Below are 19,173 nucleotides of genomic sequence, written 5' to 3'. Positions count from 1 at the left end.
CCGGCGCGAAGCCGGGCTTTTCGTCATTCACGATATCAGCAGATCAGGCGCTGGCTGCCATGCGCTTCTCGTCGCGGCCGCCCTTCATGCGCTCTGCCAGCAGGAATGCCAGCTCGAGAGCCTGGTCGGCATTGAGACGCGGGTCGCAATGCGTGTGGTAGCGGTCGGACAGCGAATCTGCCGTCACGGCGCGGGCGCCGCCGGTGCATTCGGTGACGTCCTTGCCGGTCATCTCGATATGGATGCCACCCGGATGCGTGCCTTCGGCGCGGTGAATTTGGAAGAAGCTTTCGACTTCCGACAGGATCCGCTCGAACGGACGCGTCTTGTAGTGGTTGAGCGTGATCGTGTTGCCATGCATCGGGTCGCAGGACCAGACGACCTTGCGGCCTTCCTTCTCGACGGCGCGGATCAGCTTCGGCAGGTTGTCGGCAACCTTGTCGTGGCCGAAACGGCAGATCAGCGTCAGACGGCCGGCTTCGTTGGCCGGGTTCAGCGCATCGATGAGCTCGATCAGGTTGTCAGGCGTCAGCGACGGACCGCACTTCAGGCCGATCGGGTTCTTGATGCCGCGGAAATACTCGACATGCGCATGGTCGAGCTGACGCGTGCGGTCGCCGATCCAGATCATGTGGCCGGAGGTCGCGTACCAGTCGCCCGAGGTGGAGTCGACGCGGGTCAGCGCTTCTTCATAGCCAAGCAGCAGCGCTTCGTGGCTGGTGAAGAAATCCGTTTCGCGCAGGCTCGGCTGGTTTTCCGCGGTGATACCGATGGCCTTCATGAAGTCCATGGTTTCGGAAATGCGGTCGGCGAGCTTGCGGTAGCGGTCTGCCTGCGGGCTATCCTTGATGAAGCCGAGCATCCACTGGTGAACGTTTTCGAGATTGGCGTAACCGCCCATCGCGAAGGCGCGCAGCAGGTTCAGCGTCGCCGCCGACTGGCGGTAGGCGTCGAGCTGGCGTTCCGGGTTCGGAATGCGGGCTTCCTCGGTGAATTCGATGCCGTTGATGACGTCACCGCGGTAGCTCGGCAGCGACACGCCGTTCATCGTTTCGATGTTCGACGAACGCGGCTTGGCGAACTGACCGGCGATACGGCCGACCTTAACGACAGGCAGCTGCGCGCCATAGGTCAGCACGACGGCCATCTGCAGGAAGGCGCGGAAGAAGTCGCGGATGTTGTCGGCGCCGTGTTCGGCGAAGCTCTCGGCGCAATCGCCGCCCTGCAGCAGGAACGCATCGCCATTGGCAACGCTTGCGAGCTGCTTCTTGAGGCGGCGGGCCTCACCGGCAAAAACCAGCGGCGGATAGGTGGCAAGCTGGGCTTCCGTTGCCGCCAACGCGGCTGCGTCCGGATATTCCGGAACCTGCTGGATCGGTTTTTGCCGCCAACTGCTCGGGGTCCAAGTCTGTGCCATCTTACTCACCTTTATTGCGCCGGACACCATCCGGCGTCTTTGTCCCTAGAGAATAACGGCGGCTTATAAACCTTTAGGTCCGACTTGCCTAGCGGCGTTTCAGACAGTTTCAGGCGCAAAGAACGACGTTTTGCAGCATATAAAGGAATGCCGCAGCCACTCTTCAATCCCGGCCGTTAAGACAAACTATACCACATCATTTTGCGGCTGATTTAGCTTTCACTGTTACAACACCCCTCGATATCCAGGGGACCGGCGCGGTGCCGGCCCTCGACGCGCCTATAGAGGGATGCTGCGCCCCATGTTTACCCGCCGCTTGCTCGCTGATCGCTCTGGCAATTTCGGGATGTTGACGGCGCTGCTCATGGTGCCGCTGATTGGCTCGGCCGGCATGGCGATCGACTACGGCCACGCGATGAGCCTGCGCACGCAGCTCTACGCCGCTGCAGACGCCGCCGCCGTCGGCGCCATCTCGCAGAAATCCAATGCCGTGACCCAGGCGATGACCATGAGCGGCGACGGCACGCTCACAGTCGGCCAGACGGATGCCCGCAGCATCTTCATGTCGCAGATGCAGGGCGAACTGACGGCCAGCAATGTCAATGTCGACATCCAGGTCAACAAGGTCTCCAATCAGCTGAACTCGCAGGTGACCTTCAGCGCCTCAGTCCCGACGACCTTCATGCAGATCTTCGGCCGTAACACCATCGACATCAGCGGCACGGCGAATGCGGTCTTCCAGACCGCCGCCTTCATGAACTTCTACATCCTGCTCGACAACACCCCATCGATGGGCGTCGGCGCCACGCCGACCGATGTCGCGACGATGGAAAAGAAGACGCCCGATACCTGCGCCTTCGCCTGCCATGTCGTCTCCGATGCCGGCGTCGAGGACCCCAACAGCTACTACAATCTCGCCAAGAAGAACAACGTGACGCTGCGCATCGACGTCGTGCGCCAGGCAACGCAGCAGCTTACCCAGACCGCCAAGACCCAGCGCGTCAGCGACAATCAGTTTTCCATGGGTGTCTATACGTTCGGCCAGCGCGCCCAGGACGCCAACCTGACGACGATCTCCAGCCCGATCACCGATCTCGACAAAGTGGCGAACTACACCAATGCGGTCGACCTGATGTCGATCCCCTACCAGGGCTACAACAACGACCAGCAGACCAGCTTCGACAATGCGCTGACGCAGATGAAGACGATCATCGGCGATCAGGGCGATGGCAACACGCAGACCCAGCCGCAGAAGATCCTGTTCTTCGTTTCCGATGGCGTCGGCGACAGCTACAAGCCAAGCACCTGCACCAAGGCGACGACGGGCGGCCGCTGCCAAGAGCCGATCGACACTTCCTTCTGCAAGCCGCTGAAGGACAAGGGCATCAAGATCGCCGTGCTCTACACCACCTACCTGCCCCTGCCGAACAACAGCTGGTACAATAGCTGGATCAAGCCCTTCCAGAGCCAGATCCCGACCAAGATGGCAGAATGCGCCTCGCCCGGCCTCTATTTCGAGGTGACGCCAACCGATGGTATCGCCCAGGCGATGAACGCGCTTTTCCTGAAGGTGATCCGCATGCCGCGGATCACCAGCTGACCGTCAGACCTTCTGGCCGTCGACGATGCGGTAGCTCGGCGCATACATGGTGACGAGCTCTTCCGCCGCTGTCGGATGAACCGCCATTGTGCGGTCGAAATCGTCCTTGGTGCATCCAGCCTTCAACGTGATACCGAGGATCTGCGCCATTTCGCCGGCGTCGTGACCGAGGATGTGCGCCCCGATCACCTTGCGGCTGGCTGCATCGACGATCAGCTTCATCAGCATCTTCTCGCCGCGGCCTGACAACGTCGCCTTCAGCGGCCGGAACTGCGCGCGGTAGACCTCGATTTCCTTGTAGGTCTTGGCCGCCGCCTCTTCCGTCAGGCCGACGGTGCCGATTTCGGGCTGCGAGAAGACGGCGGTCGCGATCGTCTCGTGATCCGGCTTGGTCGGGTTGTTCTTGTATTCGGTCTCGATGAAGCACATTGCCTCGTGGATCGCCACCGGCGTCAGCTGTACCCGGTCGGTGACATCGCCGAGCGCGTAGATGTTGTCGACGCTGGTGCGCGAATATTCGTCGACAACGATGGCGCCGCGCGCATCGGTCTTGACGCCCGCTGCTTCGAGACCAAGGCCCTCAGTGTTCGGATCGCGGCCAAGCGCCAGCATCACCACGCCGGCATTCAGCGTACCGTTGTTCTTCGTTTCGACGACAAGGCCGTCGGCGCCCTTCGAAACCTTCTCGATCACGTCATGGCAGAGAATGCGGATCCCCTTGGCGACCATCGCCTCATGCAGGCCGCGGCGCAGGTCATGGTCGAAGCGCGACAGGATCTCCGCGCCGCGATAGATCAGCGTCGTCTCGACGCCGAGGCCATGGAAGACATTGGCGAATTCGACAGCGATATAGCCGCCGCCGGCAATGACGATCGACTTCGGCAGCTCTTCGAGATGGAAGGCCTCGTTGGAGGAAATGCAGAGCTCGTACCCGGGAAGCGCCTTGTGTTCATTCGGGCGGCCACCGGTCGCAATCACGATCGTCTTCGCCGTCACCGTCTGCCCAGTCTTGACGAGTCGCACCGTATGGCGATCGATCAGTTCGGCGCGCGTTTCGAGGATCTCGGCATTCGCATTCGAGAGGCCCTTCTTGTAGAGACCTTCAAGCCGGGCGATCTCGACGTCCTTGGCGGCGATCAGCTTCTTCCAGTCGAAGCTGCTCTCGCCGACCGTCCAGCCAAAACCGGCCGCATCCTCGAAATGCTCATGATACTGCGAGGCATAGACGAACAGCTTCTTCGGCACGCAGCCGCGGATGACGCAGGTGCCGCCGTAGCGATATTCCTCGGCGATCGCCACCTTCTTGCCGAGCGAGGCGGCGACGCGCGCGCCTCTTACGCCTCCCGAACCGCCACCAATGACGAAGAGGTCGTAATCATATGAGGACATGGGGGAATGCTCCGTTTGGGAATCGGGAGGGACAATGACCCTGCATATAGTATCGGTCGCCGCCAAAACAAAAGCCCGGCGCGAGCCGGGCTTTCATCATGCGGATTGTGAAGATGCTTATTGCGGGGTCTGCAGGTTCAGGGCCGGTGCCGGAGCCTTTGCAGGAGCCTTGGCCGGAGCCTTTGCAGGCGCCTGGGCGGCCGGGGCATCGGCCGGTGCTGCAGCCGGCGTATCGAGCTGGACCGGCTCGACCTTGATGACCTTGCTCAGCTCGTCGCTGGCATTTTTCTGCAGATCGCGGGCAATGCCCTGTGCCCAGATGTCTGCGGCGCGGTTGGTTTCGCGCGAAGCGATCGGGCCGTCCTTGAGCAGCTTCTTGCCGACGTCGGAGCTGTAGAAATCGGCAATTGCCTTCAGCTCTTCAACCGTGAAGGCCTTGGCGTAGTTGGTTGCGGCTTCCTTTTCGAGATCGGCGCGGCGCGGCGCCAGAGCAAGCGCCGTCGCATCGACCGTCTGCGAGATCTGGTCTTCGTAGTTCGGCGAATCCTGGATCAGACCGGCCTTCAGGCGTTCGGCGAGGCCCGGCAGGATGTTGTCGAACTGAGCGGTGGCGCCGATCGCAGCGATTGCCGCGCGCGCTGCCTTCAGCTGCTCGTCCGTAACTTCCTGAGCCTTGACGGCGGTACCGAAAGCGAAGCTGGAGAGAATAACGGTCGCAGCGGCGATACGGCCAAGACCTGCAAATTTCTTCATGAGTTTCAGTGCTCCTGTTATCTGTTCGCCTGCAGCGTGCGTGCACCGGAAGGACCAGCAATGATCGCAAGTGCCGCCATATTGAGAAAAAGCCCGTGCTCAACGACACCGGGTATCGAGTTCAGCTCGCTCGAGAGCGCCTCTGCATCAGGAATACGGCCAAATGATGCATCGATGATGTGATGGCCGCCATCCGTCATGAAATCGCCGTCGCCGGAACGGCGCAGCGACAGACCACCCGTCAGACCGAGCTTGCTTGCAACCTTTTCGATCGCCATGCGCGTCGAAACGAGGCCGAAAGGATTGACTTCGATCGGCAGCGGGAAGCAACCGAGCGTCTCGACCAGCTTGCTCTCGTCGGCAATGACGACCATACGCCCGGACGCGGCAGCGACGATCTTTTCGCGCAGCAGCGCACCGCCGCCGCCCTTGATAAGCCGCAAGGCACCATCGACCTCGTCGGCGCCATCGATCGTCAGGTCGAGCTCCGGCAGTTCGTCGAGCGATTTCAGGGGAACGCCGAGTTCGACGCAGAGCCGCGCCGTGCGTTCGGATGTCGGAACGCCTTCGACCTTGAAGCCGCCGGCGACCTTTTCCGCCAGCAGCCGGACGAATTCCTCCGCAGTGCTCCCCGTACCGATTCCGAGGCGCATGCCGCTTTCCACATGGGTCAGCGCCACCTCGGCGGCCTTGATCTTCATTTCGCGGGCATCCATGCGCCGCTTACTCCGATTGTTTCGTTGGATGTGCTGTTTACACGGCTCGTTTGCCAAACGAAAGCCAAAATAACCGTAGCAAACTGAAAAGCAGAAGCATCCGCGCCCACCCGCCAAAAGCTAGTCTTGGCGTTGCTTTTCCGGCCTCCTTACCCTACTCCGGACCATCAGCATTTCATGAAGAGGCAATAGACTTTGACCCCTGCCCTTGTCGTATTCGATCTCGACGGCACGCTGCTCGACACGCATGCCGATCTCATTAACAGCCTGAACCACACGATTGCCTCCATCGGCCTTGCGCCGGTCAGCTATGACGACCTCACCCATCTCGTCGGCCACGGCGCCAAGGTGATGATCGAGCGCGCCTGCAAGCTGCACGGCCATCCGCTGACCGAAGACGAGTCCGGGCCGCTGCTGCAGCGCTTCATCGCGCATTACAGCTCGACCATGCCCGGCCACACCAAACCCTATCCGGGCCTGATCGCCGCGATGGACACTCTTAAGGCAAACGGCTTCACGCTCGCCGTCTGCACCAACAAGCTGGAATCACTGGCGCGCACGCTGATCGACGCGCTCGGCCTCACGCATTATTTCGCAGCGATCACCGGCGGCGATACCTTCCCGGTCCGCAAGCCCGACGCCCGCCACCTGCTCGGGACGATCGAAAAGGCCGGCGGCACGCCCGAGCGCAGCATCATGGTCGGCGACAGCTTCAACGACATCGCCGTTGCCAAGAACGCCGCTGTCGCCTCGATCGGCGTCCCCTTCGGTTATTCGGATGTGCCGATCGAAAGCCTGGAGCCCACCCGGATCATCCAGCATTTCGATGAGCTGACACCCGATTTCGCCGACGCGTTGATCCGCGATTACGCGGCAAGCAACAAGGCTGCACAGGCTGTCTGAGCCGGCGATCAGAGCAAACAAAAAAGGCGGCCACCGGCCGCCTTTTTCATAATTACCTGGCGGCTCAGATCTGAGCGCCACGCGCTTTGCTGGTGATGTCGAAGGCCTTCATCGTGTAGGTATCGCGATCATAGACGTCGTTGAAATATTCAACATTGCCGTCCTTGTTCGGCCAGGCCGTGAAGTAGGCGATATAGATCGGGATCCGCTGCGGCACGGACACGGCCTTGTTCTGGCCGCCGGCGATCTGCTTGGCGACATCGTCGACCGTCGTGTTCAGCACGGCAGCCGCCATCGCACGCGGATCGGCAAGACGGACGCAGCCGTGGCTGAGCGCGCGCATGTCACGCTTGAAGAAGCTGCGCTGCGGCGTGTCATGCATGTAGATCGCATGGACGTTCGGGAACAGGATCTTCAGTTCGCCGAGAGCATTGTCACCGCTCGGTGGCTGGCGCACGGAAACGTTGGACGTCGAGCCGTACCAGTCGACGCTGGACGACGGAACGGCGCGGCCGTTGACGGCGACTTCATAGCCCATGCGGTCGAGATAGTTCGGGTCGGCGCGCAGCTTCGGCAGCATCTCGTTGATGATGATCGACTGCGGAACGCCCCAGAACGGGTTGAACTCGACCGTCTGGATCTGGTCTTCGAAGAAGAACGTCTGGTGCGACGGCTGGCCGACCACCACCCGCATCGACAGCTGTTCCTTGTTGTCGTTGTGGTAATAGACCATGAAGGCCGGCTGGTTGATCATCACGTAGCGCGGGCCGAGATCTTCCGGCAGCCAGCGGGCCTGTTCCATGGCCACGACGAGCTTGTTGATCTTTGCCGTATTGCTGTCGCCGCCGGTCATGACGCGGACGGTCGCCTGGCCGATGACGCCGTCAGGCTTCAGGCCATGCTCCTTCTGGAAGTCTTCGACCAGCGACACGACGTCGGGCGAATATTCGGGAGCGCCGGTGTAAGCGGCAAGCATCGCCGCATGCTGGGTCTTCAGCGCTTCAGAACCATGCTTGCCGACAGCCTTGACGATGTTGGCAACTTCAGGCGAGCTGTCGCCCGGGCGCAGCAGACCGCTGAGCGAGATGGTGATCTGCTCCTGATCGCCGCCTTCAGCCTTCAGCTTGGCAAGTTCCTTCTTCAGGATGTCGAACTCGCGTCCATCCGGGCTGCGGCTGGCGAGATAGGCGCCGACATCCGGGCTCATCCGGGCAAGCTTCAGTACCGGATCGAGATTGACGACCTTGCGCTTGAAATCGTGATAGCCGGACAGCTTGTTCGGATCGATGCGGCCGCGCACGGTGTCCTGAACATAGGCCAGAACCTTAGACGAAAGCTCGAGCTCGAACTGCGTCAGCGCGTGATCGCGAACCGTCGGGTCCGGATTGGCCGGATCGGCAGCCGGAAGGTTGACAGCGTAATCGGCCGGGTCGAGGCCGACGGTGCCGGCGTTTGCCAGGAAGCCCATGGCTGCCTTGGCGCGATCGTTGACTTCGGTGCCGGTCACCCAGACCAGCGGGTTCTTGGTATCGCCGTAATAGGTTTCCAGCGACTTCGCGACATTGGCGTCAGCGCGAACCTTGGCATCGGCGAGATAGCGCCGCTGAACGCCCGACTGGTCGCCTGACGTTGCGGACGCATCGACGACGGCACCGGTTACGACCGGATCCGCAAACTTTGCCGTGTTCACCAGACGCATCGGGTCCGGCTTATAGGTATAATAGGTCGGTGCGGTCACCTTCGGCAGCGGCGCGTTGACCGGCGGCTGCATCGTCGGCATCTGCGCCGGATTGGAAGGATCGATGATCGTGCTCTGGGTGCGCTGCCGGTCGCCACGGATCATGTCCATCAGCGTATAGGCATGCGCGGGTGCAGCGAGAGCCGCAAAGCCGCAGGAAAGTGCCAGTGCGGAGACCGCACCCTTGAAAAACGATGTCATGCTTTTTCCAGTCCCAGTGTCATGCTGTCTTGGCGGGGCAAAGCCCATTCAAATTCGTACCGCCTGGCTATCTGCTCATTGGCAGAATCCGGCCTGCGCCGCCAGCGCCGGACGACTCAACTTTGCGTGACGTAACCCGAAGCAGCGACGCCAGGCAGTTCACACAAAATTATGAAATTATTAGTTAATTTTTTACTCAATTTCGCACCGGCGCCAAAGGCCGTTTTTCCCGCCGTTTGGTATAAAATTCCGGCCGTGTCCCAAATGCCACGTCACGAAGGGTCTAAAACATGAAAAACACCTTCATGTTTTAGCACCGCAACCAGTTTTCTTGCGCCGTTGGCAGGCATATAAGACGCGCATCCTTAAGTCAGCGAGAGGAAGGCGACAGCCATGAGCGCGACCCGTACCGAAACAGACACCTTTGGCCCGATCGAAGTGGCGAGCGACCGTTACTGGGGCGCGCAGGCACAGCGCTCGCTCGGAAACTTCAAGATCGGCTGGGAAAAGCAGCCGCTGTCGATCGTCCGGGCGCTCGGCATCGTCAAGCAGGCGGCCGCCCGCGTCAATGTCGAGCTCGGCCAGCTCGACCCCGCGATCGGCAAGGCGATCACCGATGCGGCGCAGGAAGTTATCGACGGCAAGCTCAACGACCACTTCCCGCTCGTCGTCTGGCAGACCGGTTCGGGCACGCAATCCAACATGAATGCCAATGAAGTGATCTCCAACCGGGCAATCGAAATGCTCGGCGGCGAGATGGGCTCGAAGAAGCCCGTCCATCCGAACGATCACGTCAATATGAGTCAGTCATCGAACGACACCTATCCGACGGCAATGCACATCGCCTGCGCGGAGCAGATCGCCCACCATCTGCTGCCCTCGCTGAAGCACCTTCATGCGGCGCTCGACATGAAGGTCGTCGAATTCAACCACATCATCAAGATCGGCCGCACGCATACGCAGGACGCGACCCCGCTGACGCTCGGCCAGGAATTTTCGGGCTACGCGGCGCAGGTAGGATCGGCGATCAAGCGCATCGAGATGACCCTTCCTGGCCTCTGCGAACTCGCCCAGGGCGGCACTGCCGTCGGCACCGGCCTTAACGCGCCGGTTGGCTTCGCCGAAAAGGTGGCCGGGGAAATTGCGGGAATCACCCACCTGCCCTTTGTGACCGCGCCGAACAAGTTCGAGGCGCTGGCCTCGCATGACAGCATGGTCTTCAGCCATGGCGCCATCAACGCCGCTGCCGCCGCACTCTTCAAGATCGCCAACGACATCCGCCTGCTCGGTTCCGGCCCGCGCGCCGGTCTCGGCGAACTGGCGCTGCCGGAAAACGAACCGGGTTCGTCGATCATGCCGGGCAAGGTCAATCCTACCCAGTGCGAAGCGCTGACCCAGGTCTGCATCCACGTCTTCGGCAATCACGCGGCACTGACCTTCGCCGACAGCCAGGGCCATTTCGAGCTCAACGTCTACAATCCGATGATGGCCTATAATTTCCTGCAGTCGGTTCAGCTGCTCGGTGACGCCGCGGTCTCCTTCACCGACAATTGCGTCGTCGGCATCGAGGCGCGCGAAGACAATATCAAGGCCGGACTGGAACGCTCGCTGATGCTGGTGACCGCACTCGCCCCAACCATCGGCTACGACAACGCCGCCAAGATCGCCAAGACCGCCCACAAGAACGGCACGACGCTAAAGGAGGAGGCTCTCGCCAGCGGCCTGGTCACCGCCGAGCAATACGACGCCGTCGTCCGCCCCGAACAGATGATCGGTCCGAAATAAGCGCAGGCGCGATTCGCTGACGCAGCAACACGGCTGAACGCCCAGACAAGAAAGGCTCGCGGAGGTCACTTCGCGAGCCTTTCGCCGTTTTTCCCGGCATAAACGGGCCTTGGGTTTGCCCGGCGGCGTGTCTAACGCGACACCATGACGTATGTATAAAACCGCGCCAACTTTAAAAAATAAGATTAAGATTCGCATTCTCGCGCAGTATAACAATATATAACGAAATACAAACTCAACATAAAGATTCATTATAAACTTATGATATACCACCTATAGTTAAGTATATTACTGTACGTTGACGTTTATATATATGAACGCGTGATAAATACGCAACATCGATACTTTACAACGCCTTGTGACAAACTTGTAATTTTGACGTTTGGTTTGCCCTGTACCCACCGCCTCGAAGTCGGGGGCATGCCACCTTCTTCTCAAAAACAAGGTCCGGGAGAGGGAATGCCGTTGGCAAAAAATCCCGGTCCAATCGAAACTTTGAATTGGAGGTTATCCATGAACATCAAGAGCCTTCTCCTTGGCTCCGCTGCGGCTCTCGCAGCAGTTTCCGGCGCTCACGCCGCAGACGCCATCGTCGCCGCTGAACCGGAAGCCGTCGAATACGTTCGCGTCTGCGACGCTTACGGCACCGGCTACTTCTACATCCCGGGCACCGAAACCTGCCTCAAGATCAACGGCTACATCCGTTTCGACGTCAACTACGGCTTCGGCGAAGGCTTCGAAAACGGCGGCCTCGAAGACTGGAACGTCCGTACCCGCGGTCAGGTTCAGTTCAACGCCAAGAGCGACACCGAGTACGGCACGCTGACGGGTGTCATCGTATACCAGTACAACTACCGTCCGAACGGCATCGGCGGCGTTGATAGCGCCAGCCTGGGCGGCGCCCAGAACGCCATGTCTATGGACCAGGCCTATATCGACATCGCTGGCCTGCGCGTCGGTAAGATCCTCAACTGGTGGGATAACGACTTCTCGGGCGAGTTCGACGTGACCAACTCGGGCACGACGAGCTTCAACACGATCCGTTACCAGTACGAAGATGGCAGCTTCTACGCTGGTATCGCTCTCGAAGAACTTACCCCGGTTACGACCCAGGTTGACTTCAACGGCGACGGCGACTTCAACGACCCGGGTGAAACCGACGTCCACGGCGGCAACAATCTCGGCATCGACGCCGCAGTTGGTGGCAAGGTTGGCGACGTAACCTACGAAGTACTCGCAGGCTACGATGTCGACAACAAGGACGGCGCAGTTCGCGTCAAGCTCGGCGCCCCGATTGGTCCTGGCACCTTCGGCATCGCTGGCATCTGGTCGAGCGGTGTAAGCAACTACTTCACCAAGGGTGAATGGTCGGTTGCAGCCCAGTATGCTGTTAAGGCTACGGACAAGCTGACGTTCACCCCCGGTGTTCAGTACACGAAGAACATCGACGCGGTGAATGGCGAGTACGAGTCGGGCAACGAATGGCGCGCTGGCGTGACCATTGACTACCAGATCGCAGAAAACCTCTCGTCCAAGTTCGCTGCGACCTACGTCAAGCGTGACCACGATGCAGCTGAAGACACGGACTTCGTCCAGGGCTTCTTCCGCCTGCAGCGTGCATTCTAATCTGATCTGACTCCTTCGGATCGAGGCCCGTCCGGCTCTGCCGGGCGGGCTTTTTGCCGCGACCGAACCGATGGGCGCCCGGACCGCATTGCATTTCCATGCGCCCGGATTTAGATCGCTTCCAAACTAGCCCATTTGAAAGGTCTCCGATGGCTGACGATCTCTTTCCGCTCGGCAAAGACACCACGCAATACCGCAAGATCAGCAGCGACCATGTCTCTGTCGACAGCTTCAAGGGTCAGGACATCCTGACGGTCGAGCCGGAGGGCATCCGGCTGCTGGCGGAGACTGCCTTTGCCGATATCAACCATCTGCTGCGCCCGGGCCACCTAAAGCAGCTGGCTTCCATCCTCGACGACCCTGAGGCGACCGACAACGACCGCTTCGTCGCCTATGACCTATTGAAGAACGCCAATATCGCTGCGGGCGGCGTCCTGCCGATGTGCCAGGATACCGGCACGGCGATCATCATGGGCAAGAAGGGCCGCCGCGTCTGGACGGAAGGCGGTGACACCGCAGCACTCTCAAGGGGTGTTCTCGACGCCTATGAGAAGAAGAACCTGCGCTATTCGCAGCTGGCGCCGATCAAGATGTTCGAGGAAAAGAACACCAAGAACAATCTCCCGGCCCAGATCGACATCTACGAGGAAGGCACCGACAGCTACGACTTCCTGTTCGTCGCCAAGGGTGGCGGCTCGGCGAACAAGACCTTCCTTTATCAGGGCACGCCCTCGCTCCTGACACATGACCGGATGATCGACTTCCTTAAGGAGAAGATCCTCACACTCGGTACGGCAGCCTGTCCCCCCTACCATCTTGCGATCGTCATCGGCGGCACTTCCGCCGAGATGAATCTCAAGACGGTGAAGCTCGCTTCCACCCGCTATCTCGACGACCTGCCGACCGAAGGCTCCGAAAGCGGCCATGCCTTCCGCGACATCGAGATGGAAAAGGAAATCCACAAGCTGACGCAGCAGATGGGCGTCGGCGCCCAGTTCGGCGGCAAGTATTTCTGTCATGACGTGCGCGTCATCCGCCTGCCCCGCCACGGCGCCTCGCTGCCGATCGGCCTCGGTGTCTCCTGTTCCGCCGACCGCCAGGCGAAGGGCAAGATCACCCGCGACGGCATCTTCGTCGAGCAGCTCGAAACCGATCCGTCGAAATACATGCCTGAGATCGACGAATCCAAGCTGTCGGAATCGATGGTCCGCATCGACCTGAACCAGCCGATGGCCGATATCCTCGCCGAACTTTCCAAGCACCCGGTCAAGACCCGGCTGTCGCTGACCGGCACGATCATCGTCGCCCGCGACCTCGCGCATTCGAAGATCCGCGAACGCCTGGAAAATGGCGAAGGCATGCCGGATTACATGAAAAACCACCCGGTCTATTACGCCGGCCCGGCAAAGACCCCGGCAGGCTATGCCTCCGGCTCCTTCGGCCCGACCACCGCCGGCCGCATGGACTCCTACGTCGATCAGTTCCAGTCCTTCGGCGGCTCGATGGTGATGCTCGCCAAGGGCAACCGCTCGCGCGCCGTCCGCGAAGCCTGCAAGAAGCACAACGGCTTCTATCTCGGCTCGATCGGCGGCCCGGCCGCCCGTCTGGCGCAGGATTGCATCAAGAAGGTCGAGGTTCTCGAATATCCGGAGCTTGGCATGGAAGCCGTCTGGAAGATCGAGGTCGAAGACTTCCCCGCCTTCATCGTCATCGACGACAAGGGCAACGACTTCTTCCAGGAACTCAATCTGGGTTAAGACAATGCCAATCATCGGCTTCCGACGCGCCTTCGGAAGCCGATGGCTGCGCGTCACTGACGCTTTAGGCAGAACCGTGTTCACAGAAGCGCGGCCATTTCGATGGCCGCCGTCAATGAAATAAGAACACGGTTATGCAAATTTTTTCAGAGATTTTCCACGAAAATTTCAACCGCCGTCACGCGGAAGACACCCATGGGTGTGAATATTTCTCAGATTTTCTAGCATTTTCAATGCCATAGTATTTCCGGAATATACAACCAGAATAATCACATGTAATCGTTGGTATATATCGTCTTAATTGTTTCCCAACGAATTTAAGCTAGCCAATAGAAGATTGCTTTTCTAATTCCTTGAGGAGTATGCCGGATGAATACGGCTGCAGCGCAGAAAGCGCAGATCCCGGATGTCGCAGGCCAGATCACTTTTGCCATGCGTTCGATGGGCGTCGCGCCAATCCCGCGCAATTACGAACTCTTCTACGAAGCCTATATCGGCTCCAATCCCGCCCTCACCCGCGACCTCGCAGCGCTCGGCAATCAGGCGACGCAGGAAGAACTGGATGAGCTCGGCGCACAATATTTCTGCCACTCCCCGGCGCGCGTCTTCGATGATGTCCACACCCGCATCGCCGCCGAACTCGAGGGCCTGCTGAGGGTTCTCCGCCAGGAGCAGACCTCTCTCGAAAGCTACAACAAGCTGCTCGGCGAAACCTACCGCCGCATCAACACCAAGAACACGACCAGCGTCGACCTCCTCGAAAACGCCATCAACCTCCTGACCCAGGCAACCGGCGATACGATGGCCCACGGCGAACGCACCGTCGAGAATGTCGCCCAGCGCTCGCAGGAAATGGACCAGGTCCGCAAGGAGCTCGACGAGTACAAGCGCATCGCCAACACCGACTCGCTGACCCGCCTTTCCAACCGCCGCGCCTTCGACGACCGCCTCGCCGCCGTTTTCGACAACGCGGCGCTCAAGCCGGTGACTGCCCTGGTGCTTGCCGACATCGATAACTTCAAGAAGATCAACGACACCTACGGCCATCCGGTTGGTGATAAGATCCTGGCGACCGTTGCATCGGTCATCCGCGCCAATGTCCGCCGCGATGTCTTCGTCGCGCGCACCGGCGGCGAGGAATTCGCGCTGATCATTGACGGCAATACCCAGGAAGAGGTCGTCGCCATGTCCGAGCGCATCCGCCGGACGCTGGAAGCAACCCCCTTCAAGAACTCCCGCACGCGGGTCAATTATGGCCCGGTCACGGTGTCGATGGGCGTCTGCATGGCGTCCCACGCCGAGGATGCCGGCGAGCTCTATTACAAGACTGACATCGCCCTCTACGGCGCCAAGCATGCCGGCCGCAACTGCAGCGTCGTCTATGAGGATGGCATGCAGAAGGACTTCACCAAGAGCTGGCTGATCTACAAGGCCTGACGCGTCACCATCTGGTGACGCTCATTACCACATCGTCTTCGCCGCACGTCCCGCCCATTCGCGGTCGTATGTCTCGTGGTCGAAATCTTCTGTCGCCACCTTCAACATCATGCCGGGCGTCGGCAGGCTGGCCGGATCGACGAAATTCTCCGGGTTCCACAGCTGCGAGCGCATCAGCGCCCGTGCACACTGGAAATAGACCTCATCGATGGTGATGACGACGACGGTGCGCGGATGCTTGCCGTCCATCTCGAAGCTCGAAAGCAGGCTGTCGTCGTTGGACACCACGCCGTGCCCGTTGATCCGCATCGTCGTGTTCGATCCCGGCACCAGGAACATCAGCGCCAGCCGCGGATCGCGCACGATATTCAAGAGGGAATCGACGCGGTTGTTGCCGCGCCAGTCGGGCAGGTGGATCGTCTTGTCGTCGATAATCCGGACAACGCCGCCGATGTCACCGCGCGGAGAGCAATCGAGCCCTTCGGGGCCGACGGTGGCGAGCGCCATGAACGGCGAGGCCTCGATCATCTGGCGATAAAGCGGCGTCAGCGCCTTCGTCACCTTCGCGACGGAAGCCTGCGACAGGCCACCGGCGTAGATTTCGCTGAGCTCTTCCACCGTGCTGATGATTTTCATGATCGTCCCGCCATCTCTACCGGACGGCAATTAGCCGCCTAACATGACGCTACAATGACGCGCGCCGGACAGGAAGCTCGACAAAGGAAACAATCTCGGCGCCCTCGCCCTGTCGATCGCCGAGGAAAGCCTCGATCTCGTCAAGCACCGGCTTGGCGCCGATGATGCGCCGGTGGCCGAAACCGTTGGCCCAGAAGACCCGGACCGCGTCCCCAGCCGCCTGATAGCGCCGTGCATGATGCGCTCCAACTTCCTTGTCGTCTTCCGCATGGATCGTCAGCACCTGCGCTCTCAACCGTCCCGCCGGTTTCGCGACATCGAAATCCGCAAGCTGCCGCCCGGTGATCCTGCCGACCTTGCCTTCCAGCACCGCCTGAGCCGCCTTGCCGAGCCCGATCATCCTGCCGAAATCGGTGAAGAGCCACGCCATTTCGCTCGGCGAACCGATCGTGACGATTTTCTCCACCTCGATCGGCCGCATATGCGGCAGGATCCCGGTTGCCGAGACCATCAGTGCCGCGCCGCCGAAGGAATGGCCGATCGCCGCGTCGAAGGCACCAAAGCGCTCCTGCGCAGCCGCGATCGCCTCGACGGCGAGCCCCATATGCAGGAAGCGCCCCCTGGAGAGACCGTGTCCCGGGAAGTCGAGGCCGATGACTTCGGCTCCATCCTTCGCGAGATGCGCAATCAGATCGGCCATATAGGCCATGCCGGATCCCCAGCCATGGGTCACGAGGTAACGGTTTCGCTTGCCGAGAGCGCCGCCGTTGATCCGGAAGACCGCCGCACGCTTGCCGCCAGCAAGCGGCAGTTCGATCCATTCGGCATTCTTCAGCCAGTCCATACCCACCGCATGCGCCGCCTTCGCCTTGGCGCCCTGCGGGCGCTGAGGCGGCGTCCTGCAGAAGAGGCGGAATGCCGCCTCGCCTGCAAGGCGGGGTGAAAGTGCCTGCAGCGCGGTAAATCCGAGGCGGGTGACGCCAAGCGCAAACTTTGCCATAGTGGGAATCCGATAATGTTCAACACTGAACAATAAAGTACAACGATGAACAAAAATCAATCCCTACCCTGGGATCATCCGCGTTTTCGCAGCTGGATCGCCGTCGCCCGCGCCTGTCAGCTGATGCAGCAATCGCTCGGTCGCTCGCTTGCAGAGCTCGATATCAAGACGCCGCATCTCGATATTCTGATCAATCTCTACCGCTTCGAAGGCCTGACGCAGCAGGATCTGGCGCGTAAGCTGCTGGTCGGCCGCTCCAACATGAGCATGCTGCTGCCGCAGATGGAAAAGCGCGGCCTGATCGAGCGCCGGGGCGACGACCGCGACAAGCGCGTACTGCGGCTCTATCTGACCGCCGAGGGCCGCGTGCTGACCGAAAAGGCCATGGTGATCCAGACCGGCCTCATCGACCGCATGCTGACGGACGAGCCGCTGGAGCAATGCATGGCGATGGCCGATTCGATGGAGCGCATCATCGCGCTCCTGCAGAATGACCTGAAGGACGAGGACTGACCGGCGCTAATGCAGTGTGGGGGCCGGTGCCGCAGAACCGAGCGACCGGTACTCCCAGGCTACGACGATGACGAGAACCAGCGCCGCCAGAATACCCAAGACATAGATCTCCACAGCCGGCACCAGGAAGGTCAGCAGGATCAGAAGCACGATGCCTGCGAGATGCGAGAGCGGCGCCTTGCCGCTGGTGGCGCCCTTGAACCAGAGATTGCCCGCCAGAAACAGGCCGGATCCGCCGAGGATGACAGCGGCAATGCCGAGATCGCCGACCTCATGCGGATGCGAGAAGATGAACTCGACGGCAACGGCATCGACGATGATACCGGCCAGGATCGGGATATGCGCGTAGGTGAAGGCCTGCCGCGCCATACTGCCCGGCTTCGCCTCGTGCTCGATGCGGTGAGCGGCCCGCTCGTGGCCGAAGCGGAAATAGAGCCACCACATCGCCACCGTCGACGCGAAGCTGGTGACGAGCACCAGCCCGGTCATCGGCGAGAACGGCATTTCCGAGAAGGTCCGGCCGGACACCAGCACTGCCTCCCCGAGGCAGATGATGATGAACAGCGCACAACGCTCTGCCATATGGGCGCCCGAGACGTCCCAGTCGGCGGTCGACGACTTACCGAGCCCCGGCACGAAGAAGCCCGAGGCCGGACCGGCATATTCGATCGCCAGCGCAATCACCCAGGCAATCAGCCGCGCCTCATGCTCCAGCAGACCACCGGCGATCCAGAACACACCGGCTACGGCGAGCCAGATACTGATGCGGGTGAAGTTGAGATAGTTCGAATGGCTCGAATGGCGGACGGCATAGGCGGTGAAGACCGACCGGCCTACCTGCATCAGAACGTAAGCGCCGGCAAACAGCAGCCCCTTGTCGCCGAAGGCTTCAGGGATCGAGGACGACAGGACCAGGCCGAGCAGCATCAGTACGATCAGCATGGCGCGAACCGGCATCTTTTCAGGATCGAGCCAGTTGGTCACCCAGGCGGTAAATATCCACATCCACCAGACGGCAAAGGTCATCAGCGCCGCTTCCGCCGCGCCGAGCAGCGAATAGTGAGCGGCGAGCGCATGGGAAAGCTGCGAGATCGAGAAGACGAAGACAAGGTCGAAGAACAGCTCGAGGAAGGTCACCTTGCTGCTGCCCGGGCTGCCTTTTGCCCGCAGCCAGTTTCTCACTGTCGTCCCTGCCATCAATGCCCCCTATGGCTGTTGCTCAATCAGCGCGGCTGCGCCGAGACGTCCCTGCTCATGCCCTTCTCGGCCAGTTCCTTTTCGTAACCGGCAAACAGCTCAACGCCCCGCTCGCCGAGTTCCCGCAGATAGGTCCAGGTGAAGATGCCGGTATCATGCATGTCGTCGAAGCCGATGCGCACGGCATAGTTTCCGGTCGGCGTCATCGAGATGATCGCGACGTTGCGCTTGCCCGGCACGGTGACCTTCTGCCCCGGCCCATGCCCCTGCACTTCGGCCGAAGGCGAGAGCACGCGCAGCATTTCTGCAGACAGATCGAAGCTCTGACCGTCGTTAAAAGTCACGGCAAGCCGCTGCCGGTCTTTGGAAACCCTGAGTTCGGTGGGCCAAATGTCGCTCATTGATGCTCTCCGTTCGCCTTTGTTGAGTAGGCAAAGCCGCATTTTCTGGCAAGCTCAATTTGCCGTGCATCTGTGCCGTTTACCTTGACGGCACAGTCACATAT

The 19,173-nt window shown here is 60.6% G+C and carries 16 protein-coding genes; 7 read left to right on the top strand and 9 right to left on the bottom strand.

Translation table 11 applies throughout. From position 1 onward, the window contains the following. Positions 1-43: 43 nt before the first annotated feature. Positions 44-1,417 (bottom strand): 3-deoxy-7-phosphoheptulonate synthase class II, encoded by a 1,374-nt coding sequence (locus F2982_RS18730; protein WP_112716599.1) that lies wholly within the window; start codon positions 1,415-1,417, stop codon positions 44-46. A 301-nt stretch (positions 1,418-1,718) separates the two neighbouring features. Here F2982_RS18730 and F2982_RS18725 point away from each other — a divergent pair, with 301 nt between their 5' ends. Next, a complete protein-coding gene (locus F2982_RS18725) occupies positions 1,719-3,017 on the top strand; it encodes a TadE/TadG family type IV pilus assembly protein (protein WP_246777479.1) in 1,299 nt (432 codons plus the stop codon). 3 nt (positions 3,018-3,020) lie between these two features. Here the strand turns inward: F2982_RS18725 and gor are convergent, their stop codons facing one another. The 3 genes from gor to rpiA form a co-directional block, all read right to left on the bottom strand. Further along, complete coding sequence (gene gor, locus F2982_RS18720; RefSeq protein ID WP_203428735.1) at positions 3,021-4,406, bottom strand: glutathione-disulfide reductase; 1,386 nt, start codon at positions 4,404-4,406, stop codon at positions 3,021-3,023. Between the two features lie 117 nt (positions 4,407-4,523). Continuing rightward, entirely contained in the window at positions 4,524-5,159 is a 636-nt protein-coding gene (locus F2982_RS18715) for a DUF2059 domain-containing protein (RefSeq protein ID WP_112716605.1), read from the bottom strand. 17 nt (positions 5,160-5,176) lie between these two features. After that, positions 5,177-5,875, bottom strand: a complete 699-nt coding sequence (rpiA, locus tag F2982_RS18710; protein ID WP_203428734.1) for a ribose-5-phosphate isomerase RpiA — start codon at positions 5,873-5,875, stop codon at positions 5,177-5,179. Between the two features lie 195 nt (positions 5,876-6,070). Here rpiA and F2982_RS18705 point away from each other — a divergent pair, with 195 nt between their 5' ends. After that, positions 6,071-6,778, top strand: a complete 708-nt coding sequence (locus tag F2982_RS18705; protein ID WP_203428733.1) for an HAD family hydrolase — start codon at positions 6,071-6,073, stop codon at positions 6,776-6,778. Positions 6,779-6,842: 64 nt separating this feature from the next. Here the strand turns inward: F2982_RS18705 and F2982_RS18700 are convergent, their stop codons facing one another. Next, positions 6,843-8,717, bottom strand: a complete 1,875-nt coding sequence (locus F2982_RS18700; RefSeq protein WP_112716611.1) for a L,D-transpeptidase family protein — start codon at positions 8,715-8,717, stop codon at positions 6,843-6,845. A gap of 393 nt (positions 8,718-9,110) precedes the next feature. Here F2982_RS18700 and fumC point away from each other — a divergent pair, with 393 nt between their 5' ends. The 4 genes from fumC to F2982_RS18680 all read left to right on the top strand — a co-directional run bounded on the left by fumC (position 9,111) and on the right by F2982_RS18680 (position 15,322). Next, positions 9,111-10,502 (top strand): class II fumarate hydratase, encoded by a 1,392-nt coding sequence (fumC, locus tag F2982_RS18695; protein WP_203428732.1) that lies wholly within the window; start codon positions 9,111-9,113, stop codon positions 10,500-10,502. A 513-nt stretch (positions 10,503-11,015) separates the two neighbouring features. Further along, complete coding sequence (locus F2982_RS18690) at positions 11,016-12,128, top strand: porin (protein WP_203428731.1); 1,113 nt, start codon at positions 11,016-11,018, stop codon at positions 12,126-12,128. A gap of 149 nt (positions 12,129-12,277) precedes the next feature. Then, the gene (locus F2982_RS18685; protein ID WP_203428730.1) at positions 12,278-13,885 is read left to right on the top strand and encodes a fumarate hydratase; all 1,608 of its coding nucleotides are present in this window, start codon (positions 12,278-12,280) and stop codon (positions 13,883-13,885) included. A gap of 369 nt (positions 13,886-14,254) precedes the next feature. After that, positions 14,255-15,322, top strand: a complete 1,068-nt coding sequence (locus tag F2982_RS18680; protein ID WP_130278173.1) for a diguanylate cyclase — start codon at positions 14,255-14,257, stop codon at positions 15,320-15,322. Positions 15,323-15,346: 24 nt separating this feature from the next. Here the strand turns inward: F2982_RS18680 and F2982_RS18675 are convergent, their stop codons facing one another. Beyond that, positions 15,347-15,958 (bottom strand): pyridoxamine 5'-phosphate oxidase family protein, encoded by a 612-nt coding sequence (locus F2982_RS18675; RefSeq protein ID WP_203428729.1) that lies wholly within the window; start codon positions 15,956-15,958, stop codon positions 15,347-15,349. A gap of 49 nt (positions 15,959-16,007) precedes the next feature. Further along, entirely contained in the window at positions 16,008-16,958 is a 951-nt protein-coding gene (locus F2982_RS18670; RefSeq protein ID WP_203428728.1) for an alpha/beta fold hydrolase, read from the bottom strand. Positions 16,959-17,003: 45 nt separating this feature from the next. Between F2982_RS18670 and F2982_RS18665 the strand changes: the two genes are divergently transcribed. Further along, the gene (locus tag F2982_RS18665) at positions 17,004-17,471 is read left to right on the top strand and encodes a MarR family transcriptional regulator (RefSeq protein ID WP_203428727.1); all 468 of its coding nucleotides are present in this window, start codon (positions 17,004-17,006) and stop codon (positions 17,469-17,471) included. A 6-nt stretch (positions 17,472-17,477) separates the two neighbouring features. On the opposite strand, the gene F2982_RS18660 is transcribed toward F2982_RS18665, so the two are convergent. Together F2982_RS18660 and F2982_RS18655 are read right to left on the bottom strand one after the other, a co-directional pair. Then, the gene (locus F2982_RS18660; protein WP_203428726.1) at positions 17,478-18,668 is read right to left on the bottom strand and encodes a low temperature requirement protein A; all 1,191 of its coding nucleotides are present in this window, start codon (positions 18,666-18,668) and stop codon (positions 17,478-17,480) included. Positions 18,669-18,694: 26 nt separating this feature from the next. After that, positions 18,695-19,069: a DUF971 domain-containing protein gene (locus F2982_RS18655; protein ID WP_203428725.1), complete on the bottom strand. Its 375-nt coding sequence runs from the start codon at positions 19,067-19,069 to the stop codon at positions 18,695-18,697. Between the last annotated feature and the right edge of the window lie 104 nt (positions 19,070-19,173).

The sequence above is a fragment of the Rhizobium sp. BG4 genome, from assembly GCF_016864575.1.
Lineage (GTDB): Bacteria > Pseudomonadota > Alphaproteobacteria > Rhizobiales > Rhizobiaceae > Rhizobium.
The sequence above is the reverse complement of the archived record's forward strand: the minus strand, read 5'-3'. Positions and strand labels throughout refer to the sequence as shown.